The organism is Stenotrophomonas sp. YJH_SMC_94-11 (genome assembly GCF_059370435.1).
Genome location: NZ_JCAFTR010000009.1, coordinates 60629 through 85723, shown reverse-complemented (window position 1 = coordinate 85723; position 25095 = coordinate 60629). Strand labels below are relative to the sequence as shown.

The following is a 25095-nucleotide window of genomic DNA, read 5'->3' as shown; positions in this document are numbered from 1 at the left end:
GGACCATGCCCGCGCTGCAGAGCACCCGTCAAGCGAGCCAGACCCCGTGGTTCGACAGCGAACCGGCGGAAGCCCTGCGCGTTCTGGAGCGGCAACTGCTGCTGCCGCAGCTGTCGTTGCTGCCGGTGCAGCCCTGGCTGTGGATCGCGCCGAGTGCCGCATGGCTGGACGATGCGCAGCTTGGCGGGCGCGGCCTGCGCCTGTACCGACAGGGGCACGGCTATGCAGGCGACACCCGCTGTGCGTTGCCGCTGCCGCTGGCCAATGAAAGCGTCAATGCGGTCGTGTTGCAGCATGTCACCGCAGCTGATGCTGATCGGTTGCTCGATGAGTGCGAGCGCGTGCTGATGCCGGGCGGCCATCTGTGGCTGAGCAGCCTCAACCCGTTCAGCCCTTACCGCACGCACTGGCGCCAGCACGGGCTGGTGGTGCGCACGCCGCAGCGGATCCGCCTGCTGCTCGGCCGCCACGGGCTGGAGTGCGACGATATGCGTTTCCTCGGCCCGCTCTGGCGCGGCGCCGGCAGCCGTCGCCCGGGCGGTTGGTCGCCACTGCGCGCGGCCTGCCTGTTCCATGCTGAAAAGCGAACGCTGGCCCTGCCCGGGCCGAAACCGTTGCCGGTGCGTTGGCACGGCACCGTTGCTACCTGATCTGGAGTTGTATTGAAAACCATTGAAATCCACACCGACGGCTCCTGCCTTGGCAATCCTGGCCCCGGCGGCTGGGCTGCACTGCTGCGCTACAAGGGCCACGAGCGTGAACTGAGCGGCGGCGAAGCGCACACCACCAACAACCGGATGGAGCTGATGGCGGCCATTTCCGGCCTGGAAACGCTGACCGAGCCGTGCAACATCGTGCTCTATACCGATTCGCAGTACGTGCGGCAGGGCCTGACCCAATGGATGCCCGGCTGGATCCGCAAGAACTGGAAGACCGCCGGCGGCGACCCGGTGAAGAACCGCGAGCTGTGGGAGCGCCTGCATGCGGCGACGCTGCGGCACCAGATCGATTGGCGCTGGGTGAAGGGCCACTCCGGTGACCCGGACAACGAGCGGGTGGATACCCTGGCGCGCAACGCGGCCATCCAGATCCGTGACGCCAGCCCGGTAAACTGAGTCCATGCGCCAGATCATCCTCGATACCGAAACCACCGGCCTGGAATGGAAGAAGGGCAACCGCATCGTTGAAATCGGCTGCGTGGAGCTGTTCAAGCGCCGCCCGACCGGCAACAACTACCACCAGTACATCAAGCCGGACTGCGAATTCGAACAGGGCGCGCAGGAAGTCACCGGCCTGACCCTGGAGTTCCTGGCTGACAAGCCGGACTTCGCGCAGATCGCCGATGAGTTCCTGGCTTTCATCGATGGCGCCGAGCTGATCATCCACAACGCGGCGTTCGACCTGGGCTTCCTCGACAACGAGCTGTCGTTGCTGGGCCCGCAGTATGGAAAGATCACCGATCGCTGCACGGTGATCGATACCCTGGTGATGGCGCGCGAGCGCTTCCCGGGCCAGCGTAATTCGCTGGATGCGCTGTGCAAGCGCCTGGGCGTGGACAATTCGCACCGTGCGCTGCATGGCGGCCTGCTCGACGCGCAGATCCTGGGCGACGTCTATATCGCGCTGACCTCGGGCCAGGAAGAGATCGGCTTCGGCATGGGCGACGATGACGGTGGTGGCGCCGGTGCCGCGCTGCAGGCCTTCGATACCAGCAAACTGCTGCCGCGCCCACGCGTGGTGGCCACCCCGTCTGAACTGGAAGCGCACAGCGCGCGTCTGGAACGACTGCGCAAGAAGGCCGGCTACGCCTTGTGGGATGGCCCGAAGGTGGAAGAGCCCGCCAGCGCGTAATGCCTGGCATGGGGTACTGCCGGACGCTGGCCGGCAGTGCCGTATCCACGCATGGCGTGGATCTGCCGCTTAATGGCAGCGCACCAGGATCACGCTGATGTTGTCGCGGCCACCGCCGTCGAGCGCGGCCGCGACCAGCGTGTCCACGCATTCCTGCGCGCTGGCATCGTCGAAGGCGAGGGTGCGGGCGATGCTTCGGTCGTCCACTTCCTCGGTCAGGCCGTCACTGCACAGCAGCAGCTGCATGCCCGGGCGCAGCTCACCGCTGGTGGTGGCCACGTTCAGATGCGCCGGGTCGGTCACGCCCAGCGCCTGGGTGACCACGTTGCGATGTGGATGCGCACGCGCCTGTTCGGCCGTCAGGTTGCCCTGCGCGACCAGTTCCTGCACCACGCTGTGGTCCTGGCTGAGCTGGGCCAGCTGGCCGTCACGCCACAGATAGGCGCGGCTGTCACCGACCCATGCCACTTCATAGCGATTGCCCTGCACGCGTGCGGCGACCACGGTGGTGCCCATCGGCAGGGTGTCGTTGCGCCGGCGCGAGGCGCGGATGATCTCTTCGTCAGCGGTGCGGATGGCCTGGGCCAGCGGCGCGCCACGGCGGATCTCGCGCACGATGGTTTCGCGCGCCAGCGCGCTGGCCACCTCGCCGCAGGCGTGACCACCCATGCCATCGGCCACCAGCCACAGGGCCAGCTCGCTGTCACCGTAGTAGGTGTCTTCGTTGAGCTCGCGGCGCAGGCCGGGGTGAGTGAGGTGTCCGAATTCGATCATGGGGTGCGGGTGCGGGGTATTGCTGGGGAGACAGGCATCATCGGGGGGCTGCAGGCATCCGGCAAGGCATGCACTCAGGAAATTTTCACTTCGTTGACCGGAATGACTTGTCGCCGGCCTCACTTCCTCGTATGATGCGCGTCCCCGGTCCGCCGGGGACCACCCGGAGAGGTGGCAGAGTGGTTGAATGTACCTGACTCGAAATCAGGCAGGCGTTTATAGCGCCTCGGGGGTTCGAATCCCCCCCTCTCCGCCAGATAAAGAAAAAGGGCTGCCGAACGGCAGCCCTTTTTCTTTATCTGGCGCGGGACACGACGCGCTTTGCGCGCGTCGCCCCACACGTTGCTGTGCAACGCGTGGGCCCCTCCCTTCGCCGGCCTCTCCCCGCCCCTGTCGGGGCAGCCCCTCAATAGAGGGGCTTGTTCCACCAAATTGCCTCCGTGAATCCACGCCATCCGTGGATGCACATCGGGATTTGCGGCGTAGTGACCATGTCCTGATCTGGCGCGGGACACGACGCGCTTTGCGCGCGTCGCCCCACACGTTGCTGCGCAACGCGTGGGCCCCTCCCTTTGCCGGCCTCTCCCCGCCCCTGTCGGGGCAGCCACTCAACAGAGGGGCTTGGTCCTCCAGATGGATCACGGGAGATCCGCGCGGTGCGTGGATGCTGTTCCTGCTGGCAGGCTCATCCACGCATGGCGTGGATCTACCCGGGATATCCGTGCGGACGCTGCGGGTTAACATGTACGCATCACCTGCTGGAGCTTTTCCCCATGACCGCTGAAATCCTCGTCCCCGTGTCCTTCGGCGAGCTGCTGGACAAGATCTCGATCCTGCAGATCAAGTCCGAGCGCATCAGCGACGAGGGCAAGCTGGCCAATGTGCGCAGGGAGCTGTCGGCGCTGGAGCAGACCTGGATGGCACACCCGGCTGCGGTGAAGGACATCGCCAAGCTGCGTGCCGAGCTGAAGGCGGTCAACGAGCAGCTGTGGGACATCGAGGACGACATCCGCCTGAAGGAGAAGGCGCAGGCGTTCGACCAGGCCTTCATCGACCTGGCGCGCAGTGTCTACCTGCGCAACGACGAGCGCGCGCGCATCAAGAAGGCGATCAACCTGGCGCTGGGTTCGGCGTACGTGGAAGAGAAGTCCTATCAGGATTACGCGCAGCGCACGTGATCCCGGGCAGTCCGCCGCTCACCCCAGGTGGTCGGCGACGTAGCGTTCGAAGGCGGCGATACCGTCTTCGACGGTAATCAGTTCCATTACATCGTCGAACTCGATCTTGGTGCCCCACTTCAGATCGGTGGCCTGCTTGGCCAGGTACTTGCGCGCTGCGTCGTCGTAGCGGTCCACGCAATAGCGGCGGTCCGAGTACGGGCCGCTGCGGTCCGGATTGCTGGCCGCATGCAGCCCCAGTACTTTGGTGCCCATTGCGTTGGCGATGTGCATCGGGCCCGAGTCCGGGGTCATCACCAGATTGGCGCGGGCCAGCAGGGCAGGCAGCTGCTTCAACGTGTCCTTGCCGACCAGGTCCAATGCAGGCGTCTGCAGCTGCGCCTGGATCGCATCGGCCATGTGGCGCTCCAGTTCGCTGCGGCCACCGCACAGCACCACCCGCCAGCCGCGCTGGACGGCATGGTTGGCCACCGCGGCGTAGCGGTCGGCGTACCAGTTGCGGCGCACGTGGCTGGAACAGGGCGAGATCATCAGCACCGGGCGGCCATCGTCCTGCCACTGCGCGGCGGCCCACTCGAAGGCGGACGGCGGCACGGCCAGATCCCAGCTGACTTCGGTCTGGCGCAGGCCCAGCGGCTCGCAGAAGCTGCCGATGGCATCCAGCACGTGGATGCCGGGGCGATCGGGAATACGCTCGTTGATGAAGAGCCCGTGCAGGTCCTTGGAGCGGCTGCGGTCGTATCCGATGCGGCGCTCGGCCGGAATGAAGGCCGACAGCAGGTTGGCGCGGAACGCGACCTGCATCTGCAACAACGCTTCAAAGCGCCCCGGTGGCAGGTGCCTGCGCAGTTCCTTGACCCCGGCCATGCCGCTCTTCTTGTCGTAGGCATGGAAGGTGACGCCGGGCAGCCCGTCGAGCAGCTTGTGGCCGGCTTTGTCGATGATCCAGTGGATCGGCGTGTCCGGGCGTGCGGCCTGCAGGGTGCGCACCAGGGGCACCACGTGGGTGACATCGCCAAGTGCGGACAAGCGCAGGAGGCACAAGGAGGAGGACGCTGATGCCATGTGTTGTTAGACTCAATGAAATGGTCGCATTCGACGCCAATGAAGCGCTGACGCCATGCCGCGAGGGTCGCGGCATCGGGGCCATTCTGTTCGACCGCGAGCGGCTGCGGCAAGCCGATATTGGCCTGTTCTCGCCCCAGCACTGGGGCAGCAAGGCCCGCCCGGTGGGCGAGGGCGGCCGCGGCAGCGCCTGGTTCGTCGATGCGCCGTTCGGTGCCAGCGTGCTGCGCCACTACCTGCGCGGCGGCATGGCGGCCCGGATCAGCCACGACCAGTACCTCTGGCGCGGCTCGGACCGGACCCGCAGCTTCGCCGAATTCCGCCTGATGCGCGCGCTGCGCGAGAAGAAGCTGCCGGTGCCACGGCCGATCGCCGCGTTCTACATGCGTGAGGGCCTGCGCTACCGGGCGGCGATCCTGATGGAACGGATCGAGGGCGTGCGCTCGCTGGCCGACCGCGCACTGGTTGCGGGCCGGGGCGCGCCCTGGGAAGAGACCGGGCGGCTGATCGCCCGTTTCCACCGTGCCGGCCTGGACCATGCCGACCTCAACGCGCACAACATCCTGTTCGATGGCAGTGGCCATGGCTGGCTGATCGATTTCGACCGTGGGGTGATCCGCATCCCGGCCACCGGCTGGCGCGAACGCAACCTCAAGCGGTTGCTGCGCTCGCTGGTCAAGCTGCGTGGCGAGCGCAGCGTGGAAGATGTGCAGAAGGACTACGCACGGCTGCGCCGTGCCTATGACATGGCGTGGAACCGGGGCACCTGATGGACTGGTCGTTGCGTTTCCTCGGCGTCGGCAATGCGTCGGCGGTCGAGCTGGGATCGCCGATGTCGGTGATCGAGCGCGGTGGTCGCCCGTGGCTGACCATCGATTGCGGCGGTGAAGGCCTCACCGCGTTCAAGGCGCACTACGGGCACATGCCGCAGGCGCTGTTCGTCACCCATGTGCACCTGGACCATGTGGCCGGCTTCGAGCGCCTGTTCGTGGACACTTTCTTCAATGCGCACCGGCGCGGCAAGGTGCGCCTGTACGTGCCTGCCACGGTGGTGCCGCTGCTGCACAAGCGCATTGCTGACTATCCGAACGTGCTGGCCGAGGGCGGTGCGAACTTCTGGGATGCCTTCCACCTGATCGTGGTGGGCGAGGCGTTCTGGCATGAGGGGATGCGCCTGGAGGTGTTTCCGGTGCGCCATCACTGGCCGGAGACGGCCTATGGCCTGCGCCTGCAGGGCGCGCTGACCTGGAGCGGCGATACCCGGCCGATTCCGGAGATGCTGGCGCGCTACGCCAACGACAACGAACTGATCGCCCACGACTGCGGCCTGCATGGCAACCCGTCACACACGGGCGTGGACGACCTGGAGCGTGAGTACAGCATCGAACTGCAGGCGCGGATGATGCTCTACCACTACGCCAGCGTGGCCGATGGCCAAGCGCTGGCCGTGCGCGGGCACCGCGTGGCGCAGCCGGGGCAGTGCGTGCCGCTGGCCGACCCGACCGCGCCGCACGTACTGGTGCAGGATCCGCCGTGAGCAGGACCGGCCAGCCCGCTGTTACGGCGCGGGCTGCCGAACTGGAGGCGCTGGAGCGAGCGCTGCAGTAGCGCTGGGCCATGCCCGGCGAGGGGCGCCAACCAGGGTTGGCAGCTGCCAGGGCCGGGTGTCGCCAGAAAAGGCGATGGCCCCGCCGGCTGACCTCGGCGCCCGCGTCGATCGATACCGTTGCTGCCTTCCGGCCCTGGCGGGGTTTTCGACCTAGCGTCGCGAGGGGCCGACGGGGCCACCATAGAGACGTTGGCCGCCCCGAGGGCGGCCAGTTCACGGATCAGGGGAAGCAGCGCGCGATGCGCCGGAGACCACAGCCGGACTGCACATCGGCTAGCCGATGGCAGGCGCTCATTCTAGCGCAGGCGGGTGCGTCGATGCCAGCTTCACGCACTGAATCGGCTGTAACCCGTTCCCGGCCACGGCGGCCGGGCGTGGCTCCCGTTGCTAGAATGCCGGCCAGGAGGAACGACCTCCCCCATATCGGGAATCAAAGACCAGGACGGCCTGGCCCTACCAAGAGGAGGGCCGTCATGGCCTGGATCTATCTATTGTTTGCCGGCCTGCTGGAAATCGTCTGGGCCGTGTCCATGAAGCAGTCCGAAGGCTTCACCCGTCTCACCCCCACCGTGGTCACCATCATCGGCATGATCGCCAGCTTCTGGCTGTTGGCGGTGGCCATGCGCAGCCTGCCGCTGGGCACCGCCTATACGATCTGGACCGGCATCGGCGCGGTCGGCGCGTTCGTGGTCGGCATCGTGTTCCTGGGGGAGCAGGTCAGCCCGATGCGGATCGGTGCAGCGGTGCTGATTGTTTCCGGCCTGGTGCTGATGAAACTCTCCAGCAGCTGAATTTATTTACTCATGGCGGGGAATGGATTCTCCGCCACATGCAGCGATATGCATTTTCGGCAAAACCATTCTGTCTGCCTATTTTATTTGACGTGCGTCATGAAAATAACGCGCGCGATTCACATGCCGCTGGCACGGCCGGTCGCACAGTGCCGCCATTCGTCGGGCGAAATCGGGGAGTTTTCGTCCTGGTGGACACGCTGACGTACCTGTCCCGGGGTGCGATCACGTGAAGATGTGAAGATTTTCAGGAGTTAATGCCTTCAGGCCTTGTTCCCGTATCGGGAGCAGGGGTGGACCGCATTGTCTCGAAAAACCTGCCAGCTGTGCCATCCGGTCTTTTCATGGAGATTTGCCGATGAACCGCATTTACCGTCTGGTTTTCAATCGCGCCCTTGGGGTAATGCAGGTTGCTTCGGAGGTCACCCGGAATCCCGGCGGAAGCGCGGTCGGCGCAGGGCGGGTGCCGCGATTGCGGGCGCACCAGCTGGCGGCGGCACTGGCCGCCACACTGGCCAGCGGATCGGCACTCGCGGCGTGTACGGGCACCACGACCGTAAACTGCGACAGCACCACCAACATCAACAACTACTCCAACGCGACCAGCGGCCTCACGCTGAACATTGCCGCAGGTGCGTTGCTGCGTACGCCGCCGTTCGTAGGTGGAGGCAACGCAGCAACGCTGACCGGCGACAACGTGACGGTCAACAACGATGGCACGATCGATCCGAGCTCGATCGTCCTTGCCTCGCCCGGCCTGGTCATCGGCAATGGTTCTGCCAACAACAGCGCGATCGTCGTCAACAACAACGCCAGCGGACAGATCAAGGGTGTCGTCAACATCGCAACGCTGCTGGGCTTCGGTGGGCAGGCGCTGGTGGCGCAGAATGTCAACGGCACCACCACCATCAACAACGCCGGCCTGATCAGCACGTCGTTGATCGGCACAGGCAGCGTTTCCGACGCGACCACGGTGGTGGCCTACGGTGGTGCGGCAGCCAATGTGACCAACACCGGCACCATCGAAGGGCGTGTCGGCCTGGGCGCTTCTGGCGGTAATACGTTCCTCAATGCGGGGGCGGTCAGTGGCAGCGTTCACCTGGGTGATTCGACCGGCGGCAATACCTTCACCGCAGTGTCGGGTTCCAGCGTTGTGACCGGTGGCGGCAGCGCTGTTGCCGGCGTGATTACCGGTGTTACCGGGGTGAGGGTTGCGGCTGCGGGATCGGTCGACGCCGGTACCGGCAGTGGTGCGGCCAACAACACGCTGGTGTTGCAGAACGTCGTCAGCGGTCCGGGGTCCGGCACCGGCGGAGCGGTGACCACACTGGGCTGGAACCAGTACCTCAACTTCCAGAAGCTCACCGTCAACAGCGGTACCTGGAACCTGCAGGGCGCATGGGGCGGATCCGGCCTGACGACGCTCAATGATGGCCTGGTCAATTTCAACAATGCCGGTTCATTCGGCACAGGGCAGTTCACGGTCAACGGCGGTGCCATCGCATCCTCCACGGCCGGTCTGAACCTGGCCAATGCGTTCAGCCTCGGCGGCAATCTATCCCTGGCCGGGACCAATGCGTTCGGCTTGAATGGCGTGCTTTCTGGCGCTGGTGGGCTGACGGTCAACAACACCGGCATTGTTACTCTCGGCGGCGCAAACCTGTTCTCCGGTGGCGTCAACCTCGATGCCGGCGGCCTGCTGCTGGGCAATGCCGGTGCACTCGGCAGCGGCAACCTGACCGTCGGTGGCAGCGCCTCGCTGGATACGACGGCGGGCTTCAACCTGGGCAACAACCTGGTGATCAATGGCGGGGGCTCGCTGAACCTGCTGGGCAGCAATGCGCTGACATTGAGTGGCTCGATATCCGGTGCCGGCAACGTGACCAAGAACGGTGCCGGCACGCTGACCTTGAACGGTGCCAATTCGCTGAGCGGCAGCTTCAACCTGGCCGGGGGCGCGTTGGCGCTGGGCGCGGGCGGCAGCCTGTCGCCCACCGGTGCGATCTCGCTGGACATTGGCACCAGCCTGGATCTTTCGGCGGCGGCCAACCAGACCATCGGCTCGCTGGCCGGCCTCGGCGGTTCGGTCAACCTCGGCAGCCACACCCTGACCCTGGGCGGGCTGGGCAATACCAGCTACAGCGGCGCGTTCGCCGCAGGCACCGGCGGCCTGATCAAGGTCGGCACCGGTGTGCAGACCCTGTCGGGCGTCAACAGCCTCACGGGCGGTGTTGCGCTCAACGCCGGTGGCTTGTTGCTGGGCAATGCCGCCGCGCTGGGCAGCGGTACACTCTCTGTCGGCGGCAACACCACCTTCGACGGCACCACGGCGCTGGCGCTGACCAATGCTGTCAGCCTCGCATCGGGTGCCAGCCTGAATCTGCTTGGCGGGCAGGCGCTGACGTTCAACGGGGTGATCAGCGGCGCGGGTGGCCTGATCAAGGATGGTGCATCGTCACTGACCCTCAACGGCGCCAATACATTCGGCGGCGGTCTGGCGCTCAACGCCGGCAGCCTGGTGCTGGGCAACGGCGGTGCACTGGGAACCGGCGCACTGAACGTCGGCGGCGCGGTATCGCTCGACGCCAGCACCGGGCTCACCGTGGGCAATGGCATCACACTGGGCGCCGGTGGTTCGCTCAATGTGCTGGGCTCGAACGCGTTGACGCTGGGGGGTGTCATTGGCGGCAGCGGCAGCCTGGTCAAGAACGGCGCTGCCACGCTGACGTTGGGCGGCGCGAACACGTTCACCGGTGGGCTGGCGGTGAATGCCGGAACGGTGGCATTGGGCAGTGGTGGGCGCCTGGCGGCGACCGGCGCGGTCAGCCTGGCCGGCGCTGGCAGCGCACTGGATATCGCGCTGGGTGGCAACCAGACCATCGGTGCATTGTCCGGTGTGGCGGGCAGCACCCTGGCACTGGGCAGCAGTACGCTCACCTTCGGTGATGCCACCAACCAGACCTTCGCTGGCGTGATCGGCGGCACCGGTGGCCTGGTCAAGCAGGGCAGTGGCGTGCAGACGCTGACCGGCGCCAATACCTTCAGCGGTGGGGTGAATCTTGCGGCCGGTGGCCTGGTGCTGGGCAATGCCGGTGCGCTGGGAAGCGGTGCGCTGACCGTCAGTGGCAACGGTTCGCTGGACACCACTGCAGCGCTCACCTTGGGCAATGCGATCAACCTCGGCGCGGCCCTGACCCTGCCGGGCAGCCAGAACCTGACTCTGGGCGGCAACATCACTGGCACCGGCAGCCTGGTCAAGAATGGCGCGTCGACACTGACCTTGAACGGCACCAACACCTTCAGCGGTGGACTGAACGCAAACGCCGGCAGCCTGCTGCTGGGCAACAGCGGCGCGCTCGGTACCGGAGTACTGGGCATCGGCGGCAACGTCACGCTCGATGGCAGCGCCCCGTTGAGCCTGACCAACAATGTTGACCTGGGCGCGGGTGCGGCGCTGTCGTTGCCGGGCTCGCAGGCGATCACGCTGGGTGGCGTGGTGTCCGGTACCGGCAGGCTGGTGAAGAACGGTGCCAGCACGTTGACCCTCAACGGCGCCAACAGCTTCGGTGGTGGGCTCACCGTCAACGGCGGCGGCGTGTTCCTGGGGAACGCCGGCGCACTGGGCACCGGTGCACTGTCGGTGGGCGCCACTGCCACGCTGGACAGTTCAGTAGCGCTGAACCTCGCCAACAACGTCAACCTCGGGGCAGGCGCGGCGCTGGATCTGCTGGGCAGCCAGGACGTGTCACTGGGCGGTCTCATCAGTGGCACTGGCAGTCTGGTCAAGAATGGTACGGCCACGCTGGCGTTGAATGGACCCAACACCTTCAGCGGGGGTGTCGGCCTCAACGCGGGCCTGCTGCAGCTGGGCAATGCGCAGGCACTGGGTACCGGCCAGCTGGACGTGGGCGGCAACGCTTCGCTGGATGCAACGTCTGCACTCACCGTAGGCAACCTCATCGGCCTGGCCGCCGGTGCGAATCTCTCCGTGCTGGGCGGCAATGACCTGACGCTCTCCGGTCCGGTATTCGGGGCCGGTGGGCTGATCAAGGACGGCACGGCCCGCCTCACCCTGTCCGGCGCCAACGTCTATACCGGTGGCACCACCATCAATGCCGGCACGCTGGCGCTGGGGGCGGGCGGCAGTCTTGCCGCGGCCGGAGCGGTGGATCTTGCCGGTGCCGGTGCAACGCTGGACATCTCCGCAGCCGGTGCGGCGCAGACCATCGGCGCGCTGAATGGCGTGGCAGGCAGCCATATGGTGCTGGGCGCGCAGTCGCTGACCTTTGGCGGCGCCAGCAATGGCAGCTTTGCCGGCGTGATCGATGGTGCCGGCGGCCTGATCAAGACCGGTGCCGGCGTGCAGACGCTGTCCGGTGCCAATACTTTCAGTGGTGGCCTTGCACTCAACGACGGTGGCCTGGTTCTCGGCAACGCCAGCGCACTCGGTACCGGTGCACTGGGCATTGGTGGCACGACCACGCTGGACAGCACCGTGGCGCTGAACCTGGCCAACGCAGTGAACTTCGGTGCCGGTACGCAGCTGACCCTGGGTGGCAGCAACGATCTCACCCTCGGTGGCGTGGTGGCCGGCAATGGCAGCCTGATCAAGAACGGTGCGGGCCTGCTGACCCTCAACAACACCAATACCTTCGGTGGCGGCCTGACCTTGAACGGCGGTGGCCTGGTGGTCGGTGCGAATGGTGCGCTCGGTACCGGCGCGCTGGCGGTGAATGCCAGTACCACGCTGGACGCGGGCGCGGCAGTGACACTCGGCAATGCGGTCACGCTGGGCTCGGGCGTCGTACTGACGTTGCCGGGCAGCAATGCGCTGACGCTGTCGGGCGTGGTCGGCGGCAATGGCAGCCTGGTCAAGAATGGTGCCACCACGCTGACGCTGTCCGGTGCCAACACCTACACCGGCGGTACCACCATCAATGCCGGCACGCTGGCGCTGGGCACGGGCGGCAGCCTTGCTGCAGCCGGTGATGTCACGTTGGGTGCAGGCGCTGGCTTTGATATTTCCGGCGCCGGCAGCAGCCAGACCATCGGCGCGCTCAACGGTGCGGGTGGCAGCACCTTGGCGCTGGGCGGCAATTCGCTCACCTTCGGTACGGCCGGCAACGCCGCGTTCGATGGCGTGATCAGTGGCGGCGGCGGTCTGATCAAGGCAGGCGCGGGCGTACAGATGCTGTCCGGAGCCAACACGTTTGGCGGCGGCGTAACGCTCAACGCGGGCGGACTGGTGCTTGGCAATGATGCGGCGTTGGGCACCGGCGCATTGACTGTAGGTGGTGCCGCCACGCTGGATACCACCGGCCTGGCAACGTTGGTCAACAACATCGCGCTCAACGCCGGGCTGACCGTGCTCGGGACCAATGCACTGACGCTCAACGGCGTCCTGTCCGGGGCCGGCAGCCTCACCAAGAATGGCAGCGCGACGCTGACCTTGAACGGCGCCAACACCTATACCGGTGGCACCAACATCAACGCCGGCACGCTGGCGCTGGGCGCCGGTGCCAGCCTGGCGGCGAGCGGTACCGTGAACCTCGCCACCGGTGCCACGCTGGACCTGTCTGCCGGCAGCGGCACGCAGCAGTTCGGCACCCTGGTCGGCAATGGTACGGTGAACCTCGGCGCCAACTCGATCGAAGTGGGCGGCGCCACCGATGGCACCTTCAGTGGCTCGATCGCAGGCACCGGTGGCCTGACCAAGGTGGGCGCGGGCATCGAAACGCTGACCGGTGCCAATACCTACACCGGCGGCACCTTCATCAACGCTGGCACGCTGGCGATTGGTCCGGGCGGCAGCCTGGCCGCGACCGGCGCGGTGACGCTGAGCGCTGCGGGCACCGGCTTTGACATCTCCACCGCAGGGGCCAACCAGACCATCGGATCGTTGAACGGCGTGGCCGGCTCGACGGTGAGCCTGGGCGCACAGACGCTGACACTTGGTGGTGTCGGCAACAGCCTCTTCGATGGCGCGATTTCCGGCACCGGTGGCCTGGTCAAGAATGGCGCCGGCATCCTCACGCTGGGTGGCGCCAACCTGTTCAGTGGTGGCGTTGCACTGAACGGCGGTGGCCTGGTGGTCGGCAACAACGCTGCGCTCGGCAGCGGTGCGTTGACGGTCGGAAGCAACGCGACGCTGGATGCAACGACCGGCGTCAGCCTTGCCAACAACATCGGGCTGGCAGCGGGTGCCAGCCTCGATCTGCTCGGCAGCCAGGCGCTGACACTGGGGGGCGTGATTTCCGGCACGGGCGGGCTGATCAAGGACGGTGCGGCCACCGTAACCCTGAGCGGTGCCAACACCTACACCGGGGGGACCACCATCAACAGCGGCACACTGGCAATCGGTGCCGGTGGCAGCCTCGCCGCAACCGGCGCGGTGAACCTGGCCGGTGCGGGCACGCTCGACATCTCCGCGGGTAACCAGGCCATCGGTTCGCTGGCCGGCGTGGCGGGCAGCACGGTGGCGCTGGGTGGCAGCACGCTGACTCTGGGCGGCACCGCGGACAGCACCTTCAGCGGTGTGATCGGCGGCAGTGGCGGCCTGATCAAGAACGGTGGGGGCGTGCAGACGCTCAATGGCGCCAACACCTTCAGCGGTGGCGTGGCGCTCAACGCCGGTGGCCTGGTGGTCGGCAACAATGCTGCGCTGGGCACCGGTACGGTGACGGTCGGAGGCGCTGCTACGCTCGATTCGAACACTGCGGTCATCCTCGGCAACAACTTCATCCTCAACAACGCGTTGACCGTCCTGGGCAGCAACAACCTCACCCTCAACGGCAACCTGAGTGGTACCGGCAGCCTGACCAAGGAGGGTGCCGCGACGCTGACCTTGAACGGCACCAACACCTACACCGGCGGCACCAACATCAACGCTGGTACGCTGGCACTGGGTGCGGGCGCGAGCCTGCACGCCAGTGGCATCGTCAACCTGGCCTCGGGGGCGACCTTCGATCTGTCGGCAGGAAGCGGCACGCAGCAGTTCGGTACCCTGATCGGCAACGGCACGGTGAATCTGGGCGCCAACACGCTGACGATCGGAGACGCCACCAATGGCACGTTCAGTGGCTCGGTGGCCGGCTCCGGTGGGCTGATCAAGGAAGGCTCCGGTACCCAGACGTTGACCGGCACCAACACCTTCACCGGTGGCACCACCATCAATGCCGGCACGCTGGCGATCGGCGCCGGTGGCAGCCTCGCTGCGACGGGTGCGGTGAACCTGGCCAACGCCGGTACCACCTTCGACATCAGTGCGGGGGGCGCGCAGGCGATCGGTTCGCTGGCAGGCGTGGCAGGCTCTTCAGTGGCGTTGGGTGGCAGCACGCTGACCCTCAATGGCGTGGGCAACACCACGTTCGCCGGCACCATCGGAGGGGCGGGGGGGCTGGTAAAGAACGGCGCAGGCATCCAGGGCTTGACTGGCGTCAACGTCTTCACGGGCGGTGTGACCCTCAATGCCGGTGGCCTGCTACTGGGCAACGACGGTTCGCTGGGAACCGGTGCGCTGACCGTAGGCGGCAACGCCAGCCTGGATGGCACCAGCGTGCTGACGCTGGCCAACACCGTGCAGCTGGCCAGCGGCACGCTGACTCTGGGCGGCAGCAACGCACTGACCTTGAACGGCCCGATCAGCGGCGCTGGCGGCCTGCTGAAGGATGGCGCGGCGACGGTCACCCTCGGCGGTGCGAGTACCTATACCGGTGCCACCACCATCAACAGTGGCACGCTGGCGGTGGCGGCCGGTGGCAGCCTGTCCGGTGCCAGCACGGTCAACCTGGCCGGTGCCGGTACGCTGGATATCAGCGCCGGTGGCAGCCAGAGCATCGGAGGCCTCGCTGGCGTGACCGGTTCCAGCGTGGTGCTGGGCGGTGCAACCCTGACCACCGGCGGCAACAACGGCAGCACGACCTTCGCCGGCGTGCTCAGTGGTACCGGCGGCCTGGTGCAGAGCGGTACCGGCACGCTGACCCTGAGTGGCGACAACACCTATACCGGAGGCACCACCATCAACGGTGGCAGTACGCTGCAGATCGGCAGCGGCGGCAGCACCGGTTCGGTGCTGGGCGACATCACCAACAACGGCAGCCTGGTCTACAACCTGGGTACGATGGCCACCGTCGGCGCGGTGGTCAGCGGCAGCGGCGGCTTGACCCAGGCCGGCAGTGGCACGCTGGTGCTGACCGGCAACAACAGCTACACCGGTGGAACCACGATCAATGCCGGTGGCACATTGCAGATCGGCAACGGCGGTGCGACCGGCGCGATCGTCGGCGACATCACCAACAACGGTGCGCTGGTATCCAACGTGGCCGGCAACACCACGCTCGGTGGCACCATCAGCGGCAGTGGCGGCCTGACCCAGGCCGGCAGCGGCACGCTGACCCTGACCGGCAACAACACCTATACCGGCGGCACCACCATCAATGCCGGTGGCACGCTGCAGGTGGGCAATGGCGGTGCGACCGGCGCGATCACCGGCAACGTTGCCAACAACGGCAGCCTGGTGTTCGACGTTGCGGGCAACACCACGGTCGGCGGTGCGATCAGCGGCAGTGGTGGCCTGACCCAGGCGGGCAGTGGTGTGCTGACCCTGGTGGGCAACAACACCTACACCGGCGGGACCACCATCAATACCGGCGGCACGCTGCAGGTGGGCAACGGCGGCGCGACCGGCGCCATCGCCGGCGACATCACCAACAATGGCGCGTTGATTTCCAACGTGGCCGGCAACACCGCGCTGGGCGGCACCCTCAGTGGCAGCGGCGGCCTGATCCAGGCCGGCAGCGGTACGCTGCTGCTGACCGGGACCAACACCTATACCGGCGGCACGACCATCAACGCCGGCAGTACGCTGCAGCTGGGCAATGGCGGGGCAACGGGCTCAATCGTCGGTGATGTCACCAACAACGGCACGCTGGTGTCCAGCGTGGCGGGCAATACCACGCTGGGCGGCACCATCAGCGGCAGTGGCGGCCTCACCCAGGCCGGCAGCGGTACGCTGACCTTGACCGGCAACAACACCTATACCGGCCCGACCACGATCAACGCGGGTGGCACGCTGCAGGTAGGCAATGGCGGTGCGACCGGTGCCATCGGCGGCAGCGTCACCAACAACGGCAGCCTGGTGTTCAACGTAGGCGGCACCACCACCGTCGGCGGTGCCATCAGTGGTAGCGGTGGTCTGACCCAGGCGGGCACCGGTACCGTGATCCTTGCCGGCAACAACACCTATACCGGCGGCACCACCATCAACACCGGCGGCACACTGCAGGTCGGCAATGGCGGCGCCAGCGGTGCGATCACCGGTAATGTCAGCAACAACGGCAGCCTGGTGTTCAACGTCGGCGGCAACACCACGGTGGGCGGTACCATCAGCGGCAGTGGCGGCCTGACCCAGGCCGGTACCGGCACCGTGACCCTGACCGGCAACAACACCTATACCGGCGGCACCACCATCAATGCCGGCGGCACCGTGCAGGTCGGCAACGGTGGGGCCAGTGGCTCGATCACCGGCAACATCACCAACAACGGCGGCCTGGTCATCAACACCGGTGGCACCACCACGCTTGGCGGCAGCATCACCGGCGGCGGCAGCATCGTGCAGGCCGGCCCGGGCACGCTGAATCTGGGCGGCAACAGTGGTGGCTTCAGCGGCACCGGCCAGGTCACCGGCGGCGGTTTGAATGTCACCGGCACGATCGGCGGCCAGTGGACCATCGGCAGTGGTACGACGCTGTCCGGCACCGGCACCATCGGGGGTACCGGCGGTGGCGTGACGGTGTCCAGCGGCGGCGTGCTGTCGCCGGGCAATGGCGCGGGCAATGGCAGTGGTGCAGGCAATGGCACCGGCACGATCACGGTGGGCGGCAATCTGAACCTGTCACCGGGCAGCACGCTGGGCATCGACCTGGGCGCCACCGGCAGCGACACGGTGCAGGTGGGCGGCAGCGCGAATGTGGGCGGCAGCACCGTGCGGGTGAATACCATTTCGCCGAGCACCAGCTACCAGCAGGGCCAGCAGTACACGGTGGTCAATGCGGGCGGTGGCGTGAGTGGGCAGTTCGCCTCGGCAACCTCGCCGTCGGCCTTCCTGACCATCACCCCGGTCTACACCGCCAACACGGCCAACCTGCAGATCGACGTGGCACAGACCGCAGCGTTCACCACCGTGGCCAACACGCGCAACCAGTACAACACCGCCGCGGCGCTGGACAGCCTGCCGCAGAGTGGCGCGGCCCTGGGCCTGTACAACACGGTGCTGATGTATGACGCCGGCACTGCGCGCAGCGCATTTGAACAGCTCTCCGGTGAAGTGCACGCGGCCAGCCGCGCGGTGCTGCTGTACGACAACTACCTGGAAGAAGGCATCCGCCAGCGACTCGGCAGCGAGTTGCCGACCGTGCGTGGCGAGCGCGCTTCGGCCTGGCTGGCCGGCAGTGGCAAGGTGTTCAGGCAGGATGGCGACGGTAATGGCGATGAGATCCGCGCCAATCGCAATGCGCTGATGGCCGGTGTCGACTGGCAGCTGGGCGAACATGTGGTGCTGGGTGCAGCGGCCGGCAACGAACGGCTGGATACGCGGCTGTATGATCGCAGCTCGCGTGCCCGCCTGCGTGGCAACACGTTCGGCCTGTATGCACAGGGGCAGTGGAACAACGGCTTTGCGGTGGGTGGCAGCGTGTCGCGCGGTGACTACCGCACGCGCGCCACGCGTGAAGTGCCGTTGTTGGGCCAGACCCTGTACAGCCGCCAGGATTCCGATGTGACCATCGCCCAGGTGGAAGGCAGCTGGACATGGACCCACGGCAGGACCCAGCTGCAGCCCTATGTGCAGTTCACCAAGCACTGGGTCGACAGCGATCGTGCGGTGGAGCAGGGCGGCAGCGCGGCACTGGTGCTGGAAGGCGGCAAGGACACGCTCAATGTCAGCACCGTGGGCGTGCGTGGGCGCTGGGACGTGGGCAGCGGCGAGCGCTTCCCGGCGCAGCTGACGGTCGGCCTGGGTTGGCAGCATGCGTCGGGGGATACCGATGTGGCCAGCCGCAACCGCTTTGCGGTCGGTGGCGATGCCTTCGATGTCTACAGCGCGGTGATGGCACGCAATGCCCTGGTCAGCCAGGTGGGCGTGGCGGTCGGCCTCGGCCGCAACAGCCAGCTGTCGATGTTCGTACAGGGCCAGCATGGCGATGGCCGCCGCGATGTGGGTGGGCAGATCAACCTGCGCGTCGGGTTCTGAGCAGGGGATGCCTGCGGTAGATCCACGCCCTTCGTGGATGGCACCGGGGCGGGAGCGCTAGAGCTCCCGCTCCATTTCAACGGCGTCGATCCCGGCGCCATGCCCATCGGGCACGATGCGCGTCACCTGGAAACCCAGGCCGGCATAGAAGCCCTGGGTGTGCTGGCTGGTGCTGAGCGCGATGCGGTCGATCGACGGATCGCTTTCAGCCTGGTGCAGGCGCGCGAGTGCCAGTTCGCGGCCCAGTCCCTGGCGGTGCAGCGCGCGCTGCACCATGCCCCAGCAGAAGCCGGCGCTGCCGTCGCTACGGCGCGAGAGGCCACCACAGGCGACGACGTTTCCATCGCGCTCGATCACCTGGAATGCACAGTCCGTGGGCTGTTCGCGCAGGAAGCATTCAAAGTCGCTGCGCTCTTCGGGCGCGAAGTAGGTGGGTACGTTGCTGTCGAAAATCGACAGGCAGGCGCTGGCATCGGCGGGGCGGTAGAGGCGGAGATTCATGGGAAATGCGTGGAGTTGCCCGGCTGCATTTCAACCGTCCAGACGTTGGGAGGGGGCGAAAGTTCAAGGGTACATGGAGCGATGCCAATCCCTTTACAGGTAACGTGTCCCCACTCGAATGATCGTGCGGAATGCAGGCGCCTGAACCAGGCGGGTGCGTCGGTGGCGGGCAATGGCGAGGCGCATCCGGTGGCGATGGCGTGCAGTGGGGCGCAGTGGCTTCTGGGCTATGCTTTCCACACGTGGGACTGACCGCGCGGCAGGATCCGCCGGCCCCATTCGTCTTCCCGCCTGCAACGGAGCTGCCCAGCGATGCCCGACCCTTCTTTTTTCCGGACTGCCCAGCTCATGCGCGGTCTGCTGTTTGGCGTGGTGGGTCTGTTGATCCTTGCTGTGGCCACCTTCGAGGTGACACATCGTCTTGAGTTCCTGGAGGTCGCGCAGGCCGTTGATGGCCAGGTCGAGCGCCTGAACGCCGGCGGATCGCATCCGCAGGTCGCGTTCACCACCGCGACCGGCCAACGCGTCTCGTATCCGCAGGGCGGCATGATCTTCGGCTATGAGCCTGGGCAGCCGGTACGCGTGCTGTACGACCCGGCGCAACCGCGGCTGGATCCGGTCCTGGACACGTTCGGTGCGCTGTGGGGAATGACGGTCGTGTGGGTGCTGCTGGGGCTGGCGTTCGTCGGCGCCTGCGTGCGGGGACTGCTCCGGCGCAGATGACCTGCGGCGGATCGCGCGCCGTCGGCGGGCGGGCCGTTGGACCGGCCACGACGGCAGGCCCTGTTCAGTCCGGTAGTACCTGCGACGATTCCCGCCAGCCAAACAAAAAAGCCGCCCACTGGGCGGCTTCTTCATTTATCTGGCGGAGAGAGGGGCCAATTTTTCGATCCAATCAAGATAGCGATGGCACGCTGACCCGCGACATTCAGAAGCTGCGCGCCAACGAGCGGTCGGCGCTCTCGCTGGCTGAGGAATATGAGGCAATGGAGGGTGAGATTGCGGCTGAACTGCCTCGCCTGGAGCTGGAACTGGCCGAGGTTGCGAAAGACTGCCTGAGTGCGAAGAACGCCATTGCAAGTGAAGCTGCCAGCCAGGCCTATGGGCAGTTGCTGGAGCAAGTGGTTGATAGCCTGGCAGTAGCCTTTGCCTTGTTCTCTCTGGCGGAGAATGCGGGCGTGGACAATCGGCAGTCGGCGAGTGCCGAAGAATTGGCCAGCCGGTTCTTTGTCCGCCTCGGCAATGCGGTGCGCTCGCGCATGGACGATGCCACAGTGACCGAGCAGGTTGCGGAGCGCTTGGCATTGCCGCCGATGGATATGAGTGAGGTAGATATGCAGCTGGCGGGCAGTGTTGCCGCACGTATCAGGCGGCGGGTAGCGCTCAATGCAGAGCACACGGCGTAATGGATCCCTACGCTTCAATCAGCCTGAGCGTATTCTTCGCTGACATGCTCTCTCGTTTGCATGCACTGCAAATCGCTCAAAGGTGGCAGTGGGGGCCGCAACCTTCTGCAAGCGATACAGTTGACGGGGCGACAGGGGCATAACGAACCCCCTTGGCATTGAAAGAGGGATGGCCAACCGCCGCTGACGTGATTGATTGGCGGCGGTGTCCATTCCGGCGAGGATGTTATATGGGGAAATGCCTGCGGGCTATACAGGATGCAGTTTGGAACAATGCACTGCCCCCTCATATTCCTCGATGCCAATCAGCCACGACTATCGCCCCATGCTGGCGGCTCTGGCCTGAGTATCCTGCTGATGCTGTTCCTGCAGTTGAGTGACCTGCGATTGCTGTTCCACCTGGCGGCTAGCCACTTCGTATTTCTGCATCGATTCCTCAATCGGGGCTTTCACTGCCTGCTCGGTGGGCATGACCGCACGCAGATGGGCAGGATCGTCCAGCTTTCCCTGGACCACGAACACGTTGTGCGCGGCCGGATGTACTGAGGTGGCATTGCTCAACACCACATGATCCACTCGTGTCAGTCCACTGTTCTTTGCCAATACGAGCAGGCTTGCCGTCATGCGCTCGCTGGTCGCATCGAATTCACGTCCATGCTGTGTGTCCAACTCTGCAACGCCGTCGCGGATCTGCCGATACAGTGGGTCGGCCTGCATTGCAGCCATTGCAGTTGATGGCATTGCCGACTGTAGGGAAGGCGTCGCACTCTCTGCATCGGGCGGGCCTACTGGTTGGTCGAGCGAGGACCGCACGGTCTGTTGCGGGCTATCGTTGCTGATAGGAGAGTCCCGTTCCTGGGCTCGGCGGATGTCCTCAGTCGTGGTCACGGCCGCAATGGTGTAGGTCTTGCCATCGGACGCCAGACGCAGATTGGCAATAGGGCTGGCCATGTTGTAACCGCCATCGGCGTTTCGCTGCACCTGCAGGGCAGTGGTGTCGGGGTCCAGACCTTGAGCGGCCTGTGTGGCCTGGACTGCTGCCGCGCTCGCTGCCAGTTGTTCTGAACCCAGGGCAACCCCGGCGTTAGCGTAGGCGCCCTGCAGCGTGTCGCGCATGCGCTCATCGGCCGTCATCGGCGACGGGCTCTGTGTCGCTTGAGGTGGAGGTAGCGTGGCGGCCACTACGTCGCGGGTGGCATCCAATTCGGCGCGCAGATTGCCGGTGGCAGTGGAATCGTAGATCACTCCTTCGCTGACCCAACGGCCGTCCGCCTGACGCTGATAGCGGTTATCGTCGGAGGCGGTCACCGCATCCAGATCGGTGCGCGCCTGCTGCACAGCTTCGGGTATCGAGCCATAGGATGCCCAGCCATTCTGGGCATACGCTGCTTCGTAGCGCGCCGCAATTGCCGGTCGGCTGTTGGCAGCATTGTGCAGCACGACCTGGGCGGCGGCCTGATCGAGCTCGGCCGCTCGTTCTGGACTGGCCACGTCAATTCGGGTCTCACGCTGGCCAAGTTCATACACGGCAGTGGTCACCTCGCGCTGCCACTGCAGACCATCGGCTGTCCGTGTCCACTGTGCCGGATACCAGCTTTGTGGGTCACTGATATTGGCGGGCTGTGTGAACGGGTCGCGCTGACTGGGCGGGCTGCCCAATACCAATTTCACTGACTCGCTGGTTGCCTGGTAGTTCAGCTGGTTGGCAAGGGCCGGTGGCGCGCGCAGCACGCCACTGGCTGGGTTGTTTACGCCGTCGTTGGTGCTATCCACAGGCGCGGATCGCTGCCAGCCCTGATCGGGATGGTCAGGATTGTAGGTCCAAGTGTTCCCCAGGCTGTCGGCCTGGTTGTAGATTCGGCGGTTGTCCGTCCACTCGGCGATCTTGTCGCCCGCGAACGCGCCCGCTATGCCACCGACGGCCCCTGTGACCAGCAAACCCGGGCCTGACTCGACGCCAGCGACCGCTCCGACCGTCATGCCCAGGCCAGCACCGGCAAAGCCACCAACGCTACGTGCACCGAAGTGGATGAGCCCGGATTCTGCGGCAGTGTCATTGCCTTCACCGCGCAGACGGCTACTGTTGCGCAAAGCCTCACCGGCGTCATAGGCATCCAATGCTAGAGCTGCGATGCCCAGCGCGCTGCCTGCGCGTATACGGGTGGGGCGAACGCGAACCGTGTGATCGATATCGACCATTTCCCGCGCCTGCCGGTCAAGCCCCTCGACCACTTGGGCTTCGCTTCGCTCTGTTAGCAGGTTCTCTCGTGTGGGAGGAGAAACTTTGTCGTTGTGGGGCAGTGTCTGTGGCAAATCACGGTGCCAGGCCTGTTGCTCCTGCCAGCCATCGCGCAGCTGGCGCGTCAGGGCGGGATCTTTCAGTCGGGCTTCGCGCGCCTCTTGCAACGCAGCCCCAGGCAACTTCGGGCTGGTGTGGCTGTCGTAGAACTCCTTGCCTTCACGATTGAAGATGCGAATTTGCACATCGGTGCGTTCGTGCACCAGGTCCAGGCTATTGGGCAACTTCTCGTAGATCGCATCGCGAGCACCGACGGGAACGTAGCGGCCGTAGCCATTGCCGTCTAGACCGCCTGCAAAGCGCTGCTCAACCCCGAGCTCGCTCTCAAGCTTCGCAGAAGCAACGGCGCGCACCTCCACCGCGTAGCCCTTCGATTGCAGGTCCTTGATCAGTTCAGACGACCACTCGCCGTTGCTCAACGTGGTGTCGAAGATCAGGTTCTTCTTGCCCGCAACGGTGGCATCCAACAGCTTGTCAGCCCATGCGCTGGCATCAGAGTGGGTGTACGAGGACCACGTGTAGGGATGGTTTTCCCGGAATTTCTCAATATCGGGATGGTATCCGCGCAGTTCATCAGGGTCGATCTTGATGACATCGTACTGAAGCTCAGTCTCGGCCCTTCCCGCCAAACTACCTTTACCTGCTCCGGGTTGTCCCGCGAGGATGATTGCCTTGGGCTTGGATTGTGAAGAAGCTTGAGCGAATCCGCTGCCAGGAACGACTTTCTCTTCGAACACATGGGAATGTGTTGCTGCGTCAAGACTACCAGTTGGCGCGTTCATTTAAACGCCCTTGTTCGATTCGAAGTAGCCCCAAAGATCATTCATCAATCCGAGCCGCATTCCTCCATTGCCAGAGCGGGCTCGGAACATAAGAAGTTCTTTTGCCTTCGCCTGTTCAATTGCCGCCGGATCGCCACTGGCTTCGGCCGCCTGCAGTTCTTTACGGGCTTCGTCGATGAACGCATCGAGCGCAGCCTCTAATGCCCAAATAGCCTGTTCAGACATGGGCGTGCCCTTGAACGGATTTTGGACGACGCGATTCAAGTCAGCTTGCAGCGTCTCGATATGCTCCGGATAGTCTTTGAGCATGTCCCGAAGTTTTTGCGGTACGGGAGGCGGAGAAGCGTGTCGCATGGCAGGTCCTTCGTGGGGAGGGGGCTTCCGTTCAGTGCAAGAGACTACTCGATTGAGGGCCGAGTATAGGCAACAGTGATCAACTGCTGCCGTGAAGCGGGTCACGTAGGTTGACCGGGCTCGATCCGGTCGTGCCGTACCGCTGATTCGGCGTCGTTCCTACGTGTGGAGATGGTCGCTGGAGCATATCGCCACTGCGGCAGCGACGAGCTGGGCTGTGTCAGCGCCAAGCCGTGGGTGGTCCGGCATGAGCAGCGGTTGCGCGAGGCGTGGTCAGCACCCGCTGCTGGCAGGAAGGTGGGCAGGCGAACAGGCTAGCGAAAGATCAGTGCCCACCACTATTTGGTCAGAATGCCGGCCAACTGCGGTTGCGGGGCTCGCGGCACCGGGTGCTCGGTCGGGGGCATTGCGCCGCCGCCATGGGGAGGGGCTTTGAGCTTGCTGTAACACCGATAACACCTGTGTTACACCGTGGTCGGGATCGGCGAGGGTGGCGTAACTGTTTGATTTAAATTGTATATTAGACTGGTGTAACACCGGCCACACTTGTAACACCGAAAAACATCAATGTCGGAAACTGTTACTGGAATGCGGGTGTCAGTCTGACGACAGAGATGGCTGGAAGGCACTGTGGCACAAGGCATTTCAAGGAAGCTGTTGGCAAATCTGGCAGTGCGATGCTCGCCACACGTTTTCTGTTTCAGACCCTCAATTCATAGCCTTCCTGAAACACTGTCAGTAGTAGAAGTTTTCTTCTTGGACACTGTTGGACGCCTTGTTTTCGCTTCTTCCTGGTTCTGCGAATTTGGCTCCCACTCGGTGGCTGATGCCCCTGCCAGATACCCCTTTGGTGCGGGGTTTCGCAGGTAGTTGGATGCCCCCTCAATGTCATCCATAGCCTTGCTGGGCCTACTCCTGGCCTTTGTGCAGGTGGTGCAGGAAAGGCACCCTATGAAGTGTGCAGGCGTGGCGGGGAGACGAGTGCGCACGTACGCACCGCGCTTGACCGCCTGCGCCCTCCCATCTGCTCAACTGCCTCTCAACCGCTTCTACGGGCCGCTGACGCGCAGCGCGCAGCAGCTCTTGGTGTTGGTCGCTTGCCTGGGCGCTCATGCTGCTACGCGCGCTCAGGACCTTGCGCATGCGGCACCTCATTTCGTTACGGCTGTCAGAGGCGGTGGCGAGGGAGCGGCGTGCTTCGCGATGCACGCAGGTCGGTCATCTGAAACTGCTTGCG

15 protein-coding genes, 1 tRNA gene and 1 other RNA gene are annotated in these 25095 nt (G+C 65.3%); 11 read left to right on the top strand and 6 right to left on the bottom strand.

Going from position 1 to position 25095, the window contains the following annotated elements; all coding sequences use genetic code 11:
• The first annotated feature begins 5 nt into the window (after nt 1-5).
• The 3 genes from AC5P74_RS15740 to dnaQ are packed head-to-tail and all read left to right on the top strand — an operon-like array spanning nt 6 to nt 1851.
• Complete coding sequence (locus tag AC5P74_RS15740) at nt 6-650, top strand: methyltransferase domain-containing protein (protein ID WP_065185797.1); 645 nt, start codon at nt 6-8, stop codon at nt 648-650.
• 12 nt (nt 651-662) lie between these two features.
• Complete coding sequence (gene rnhA, locus AC5P74_RS15735; RefSeq protein WP_005408275.1) at nt 663-1115, top strand: ribonuclease HI; 453 nt, start codon at nt 663-665, stop codon at nt 1113-1115.
• Between the two features lie 4 nt (nt 1116-1119).
• Nucleotides 1120-1851, top strand: a complete 732-nt coding sequence (gene dnaQ / locus AC5P74_RS15730; RefSeq protein ID WP_005415480.1) for a DNA polymerase III subunit epsilon — start codon at nt 1120-1122, stop codon at nt 1849-1851.
• 69 nt (nt 1852-1920) lie between these two features.
• Here the strand turns inward: dnaQ and AC5P74_RS15725 are convergent, their stop codons facing one another.
• The gene (locus tag AC5P74_RS15725; protein ID WP_005415481.1) at nt 1921-2625 is read right to left on the bottom strand and encodes a PP2C family protein-serine/threonine phosphatase; all 705 of its coding nucleotides are present in this window, start codon (nt 2623-2625) and stop codon (nt 1921-1923) included.
• 165 nt (nt 2626-2790) lie between these two features.
• On the opposite strand from AC5P74_RS15725, the gene AC5P74_RS15720 reads away from it, so the two are divergent.
• Both AC5P74_RS15720 and AC5P74_RS15715 read left to right on the top strand, forming a co-directional pair.
• Nucleotides 2791-2881 (top strand) — tRNA-Ser (locus tag AC5P74_RS15720).
• Between the two features lie 517 nt (nt 2882-3398).
• A complete protein-coding gene (locus AC5P74_RS15715) occupies nt 3399-3803 on the top strand; it encodes a DUF6165 family protein (RefSeq protein ID WP_253136014.1) in 405 nt (134 codons plus the stop codon).
• An 18-nt stretch (nt 3804-3821) separates the two neighbouring features.
• On the opposite strand, the gene AC5P74_RS15710 is transcribed toward AC5P74_RS15715, so the two are convergent.
• Complete coding sequence (locus AC5P74_RS15710) at nt 3822-4868, bottom strand: glycosyltransferase family 9 protein (protein WP_005415483.1); 1047 nt, start codon at nt 4866-4868, stop codon at nt 3822-3824.
• Between the two features lie 20 nt (nt 4869-4888).
• Between AC5P74_RS15710 and AC5P74_RS15705 the strand changes: the two genes are divergently transcribed.
• Nucleotides 4889-5638 (top strand): 3-deoxy-D-manno-octulosonic acid kinase, encoded by a 750-nt coding sequence (locus tag AC5P74_RS15705; RefSeq protein WP_053500321.1) that lies wholly within the window; start codon nt 4889-4891, stop codon nt 5636-5638.
• Nucleotides 5638-6405, top strand: coding sequence for an MBL fold metallo-hydrolase (locus tag AC5P74_RS15700; protein ID WP_005415485.1), 768 nt, complete (start codon nt 5638-5640; stop codon nt 6403-6405). The genes AC5P74_RS15705 and AC5P74_RS15700 overlap by 1 nt, the downstream gene beginning before the upstream one ends.
• A 148-nt stretch (nt 6406-6553) precedes the next feature.
• On the opposite strand, the gene ffs is transcribed toward AC5P74_RS15700, so the two are convergent.
• An RNA gene (gene ffs / locus AC5P74_RS15695) (signal recognition particle sRNA small type) lies at nt 6554-6650 on the bottom strand.
• Between the two features lie 300 nt (nt 6651-6950).
• On the opposite strand from ffs, the gene AC5P74_RS15690 reads away from it, so the two are divergent.
• Both AC5P74_RS15690 and AC5P74_RS15685 read left to right on the top strand, forming a co-directional pair.
• The gene (locus AC5P74_RS15690; protein WP_005415486.1) at nt 6951-7268 is read left to right on the top strand and encodes a DMT family transporter; all 318 of its coding nucleotides are present in this window, start codon (nt 6951-6953) and stop codon (nt 7266-7268) included.
• A 358-nt stretch (nt 7269-7626) separates the two neighbouring features.
• A complete protein-coding gene (locus AC5P74_RS15685) occupies nt 7627-18516 on the top strand; it encodes an autotransporter-associated beta strand repeat-containing protein (RefSeq protein WP_346607296.1) in 10890 nt (3629 codons plus the stop codon).
• A gap of 57 nt (nt 18517-18573) precedes the next feature.
• Here AC5P74_RS15685 and AC5P74_RS15680 read toward each other — a convergent pair whose 3' ends face one another.
• On the bottom strand, nt 18574-19017 hold the full coding sequence (locus AC5P74_RS15680; protein ID WP_495204986.1) for a GNAT family N-acetyltransferase: 444 nt from the start codon (nt 19015-19017) through the stop codon (nt 18574-18576).
• Between the two features lie 312 nt (nt 19018-19329).
• Here AC5P74_RS15680 and AC5P74_RS15675 point away from each other — a divergent pair, with 312 nt between their 5' ends.
• Nucleotides 19330-19740 (top strand): DUF3592 domain-containing protein, encoded by a 411-nt coding sequence (locus AC5P74_RS15675; protein WP_305366805.1) that lies wholly within the window; start codon nt 19330-19332, stop codon nt 19738-19740.
• Complete coding sequence (locus AC5P74_RS15670) at nt 19737-20423, top strand: hypothetical protein (protein ID WP_495204985.1); 687 nt, start codon at nt 19737-19739, stop codon at nt 20421-20423. Before AC5P74_RS15675 ends, AC5P74_RS15670 begins: the two co-directional genes overlap by 4 nt.
• A 315-nt stretch (nt 20424-20738) precedes the next feature.
• On the opposite strand, the gene AC5P74_RS15665 is transcribed toward AC5P74_RS15670, so the two are convergent.
• Nucleotides 20739-23504 (bottom strand): zeta toxin family protein, encoded by a 2766-nt coding sequence (locus AC5P74_RS15665; RefSeq protein ID WP_206620520.1) that lies wholly within the window; start codon nt 23502-23504, stop codon nt 20739-20741.
• A complete protein-coding gene (locus AC5P74_RS15660) occupies nt 23505-23813 on the bottom strand; it encodes a hypothetical protein (RefSeq protein WP_005415493.1) in 309 nt (102 codons plus the stop codon).
• Nucleotides 23814-25095 lie beyond the last annotated feature (1282 nt).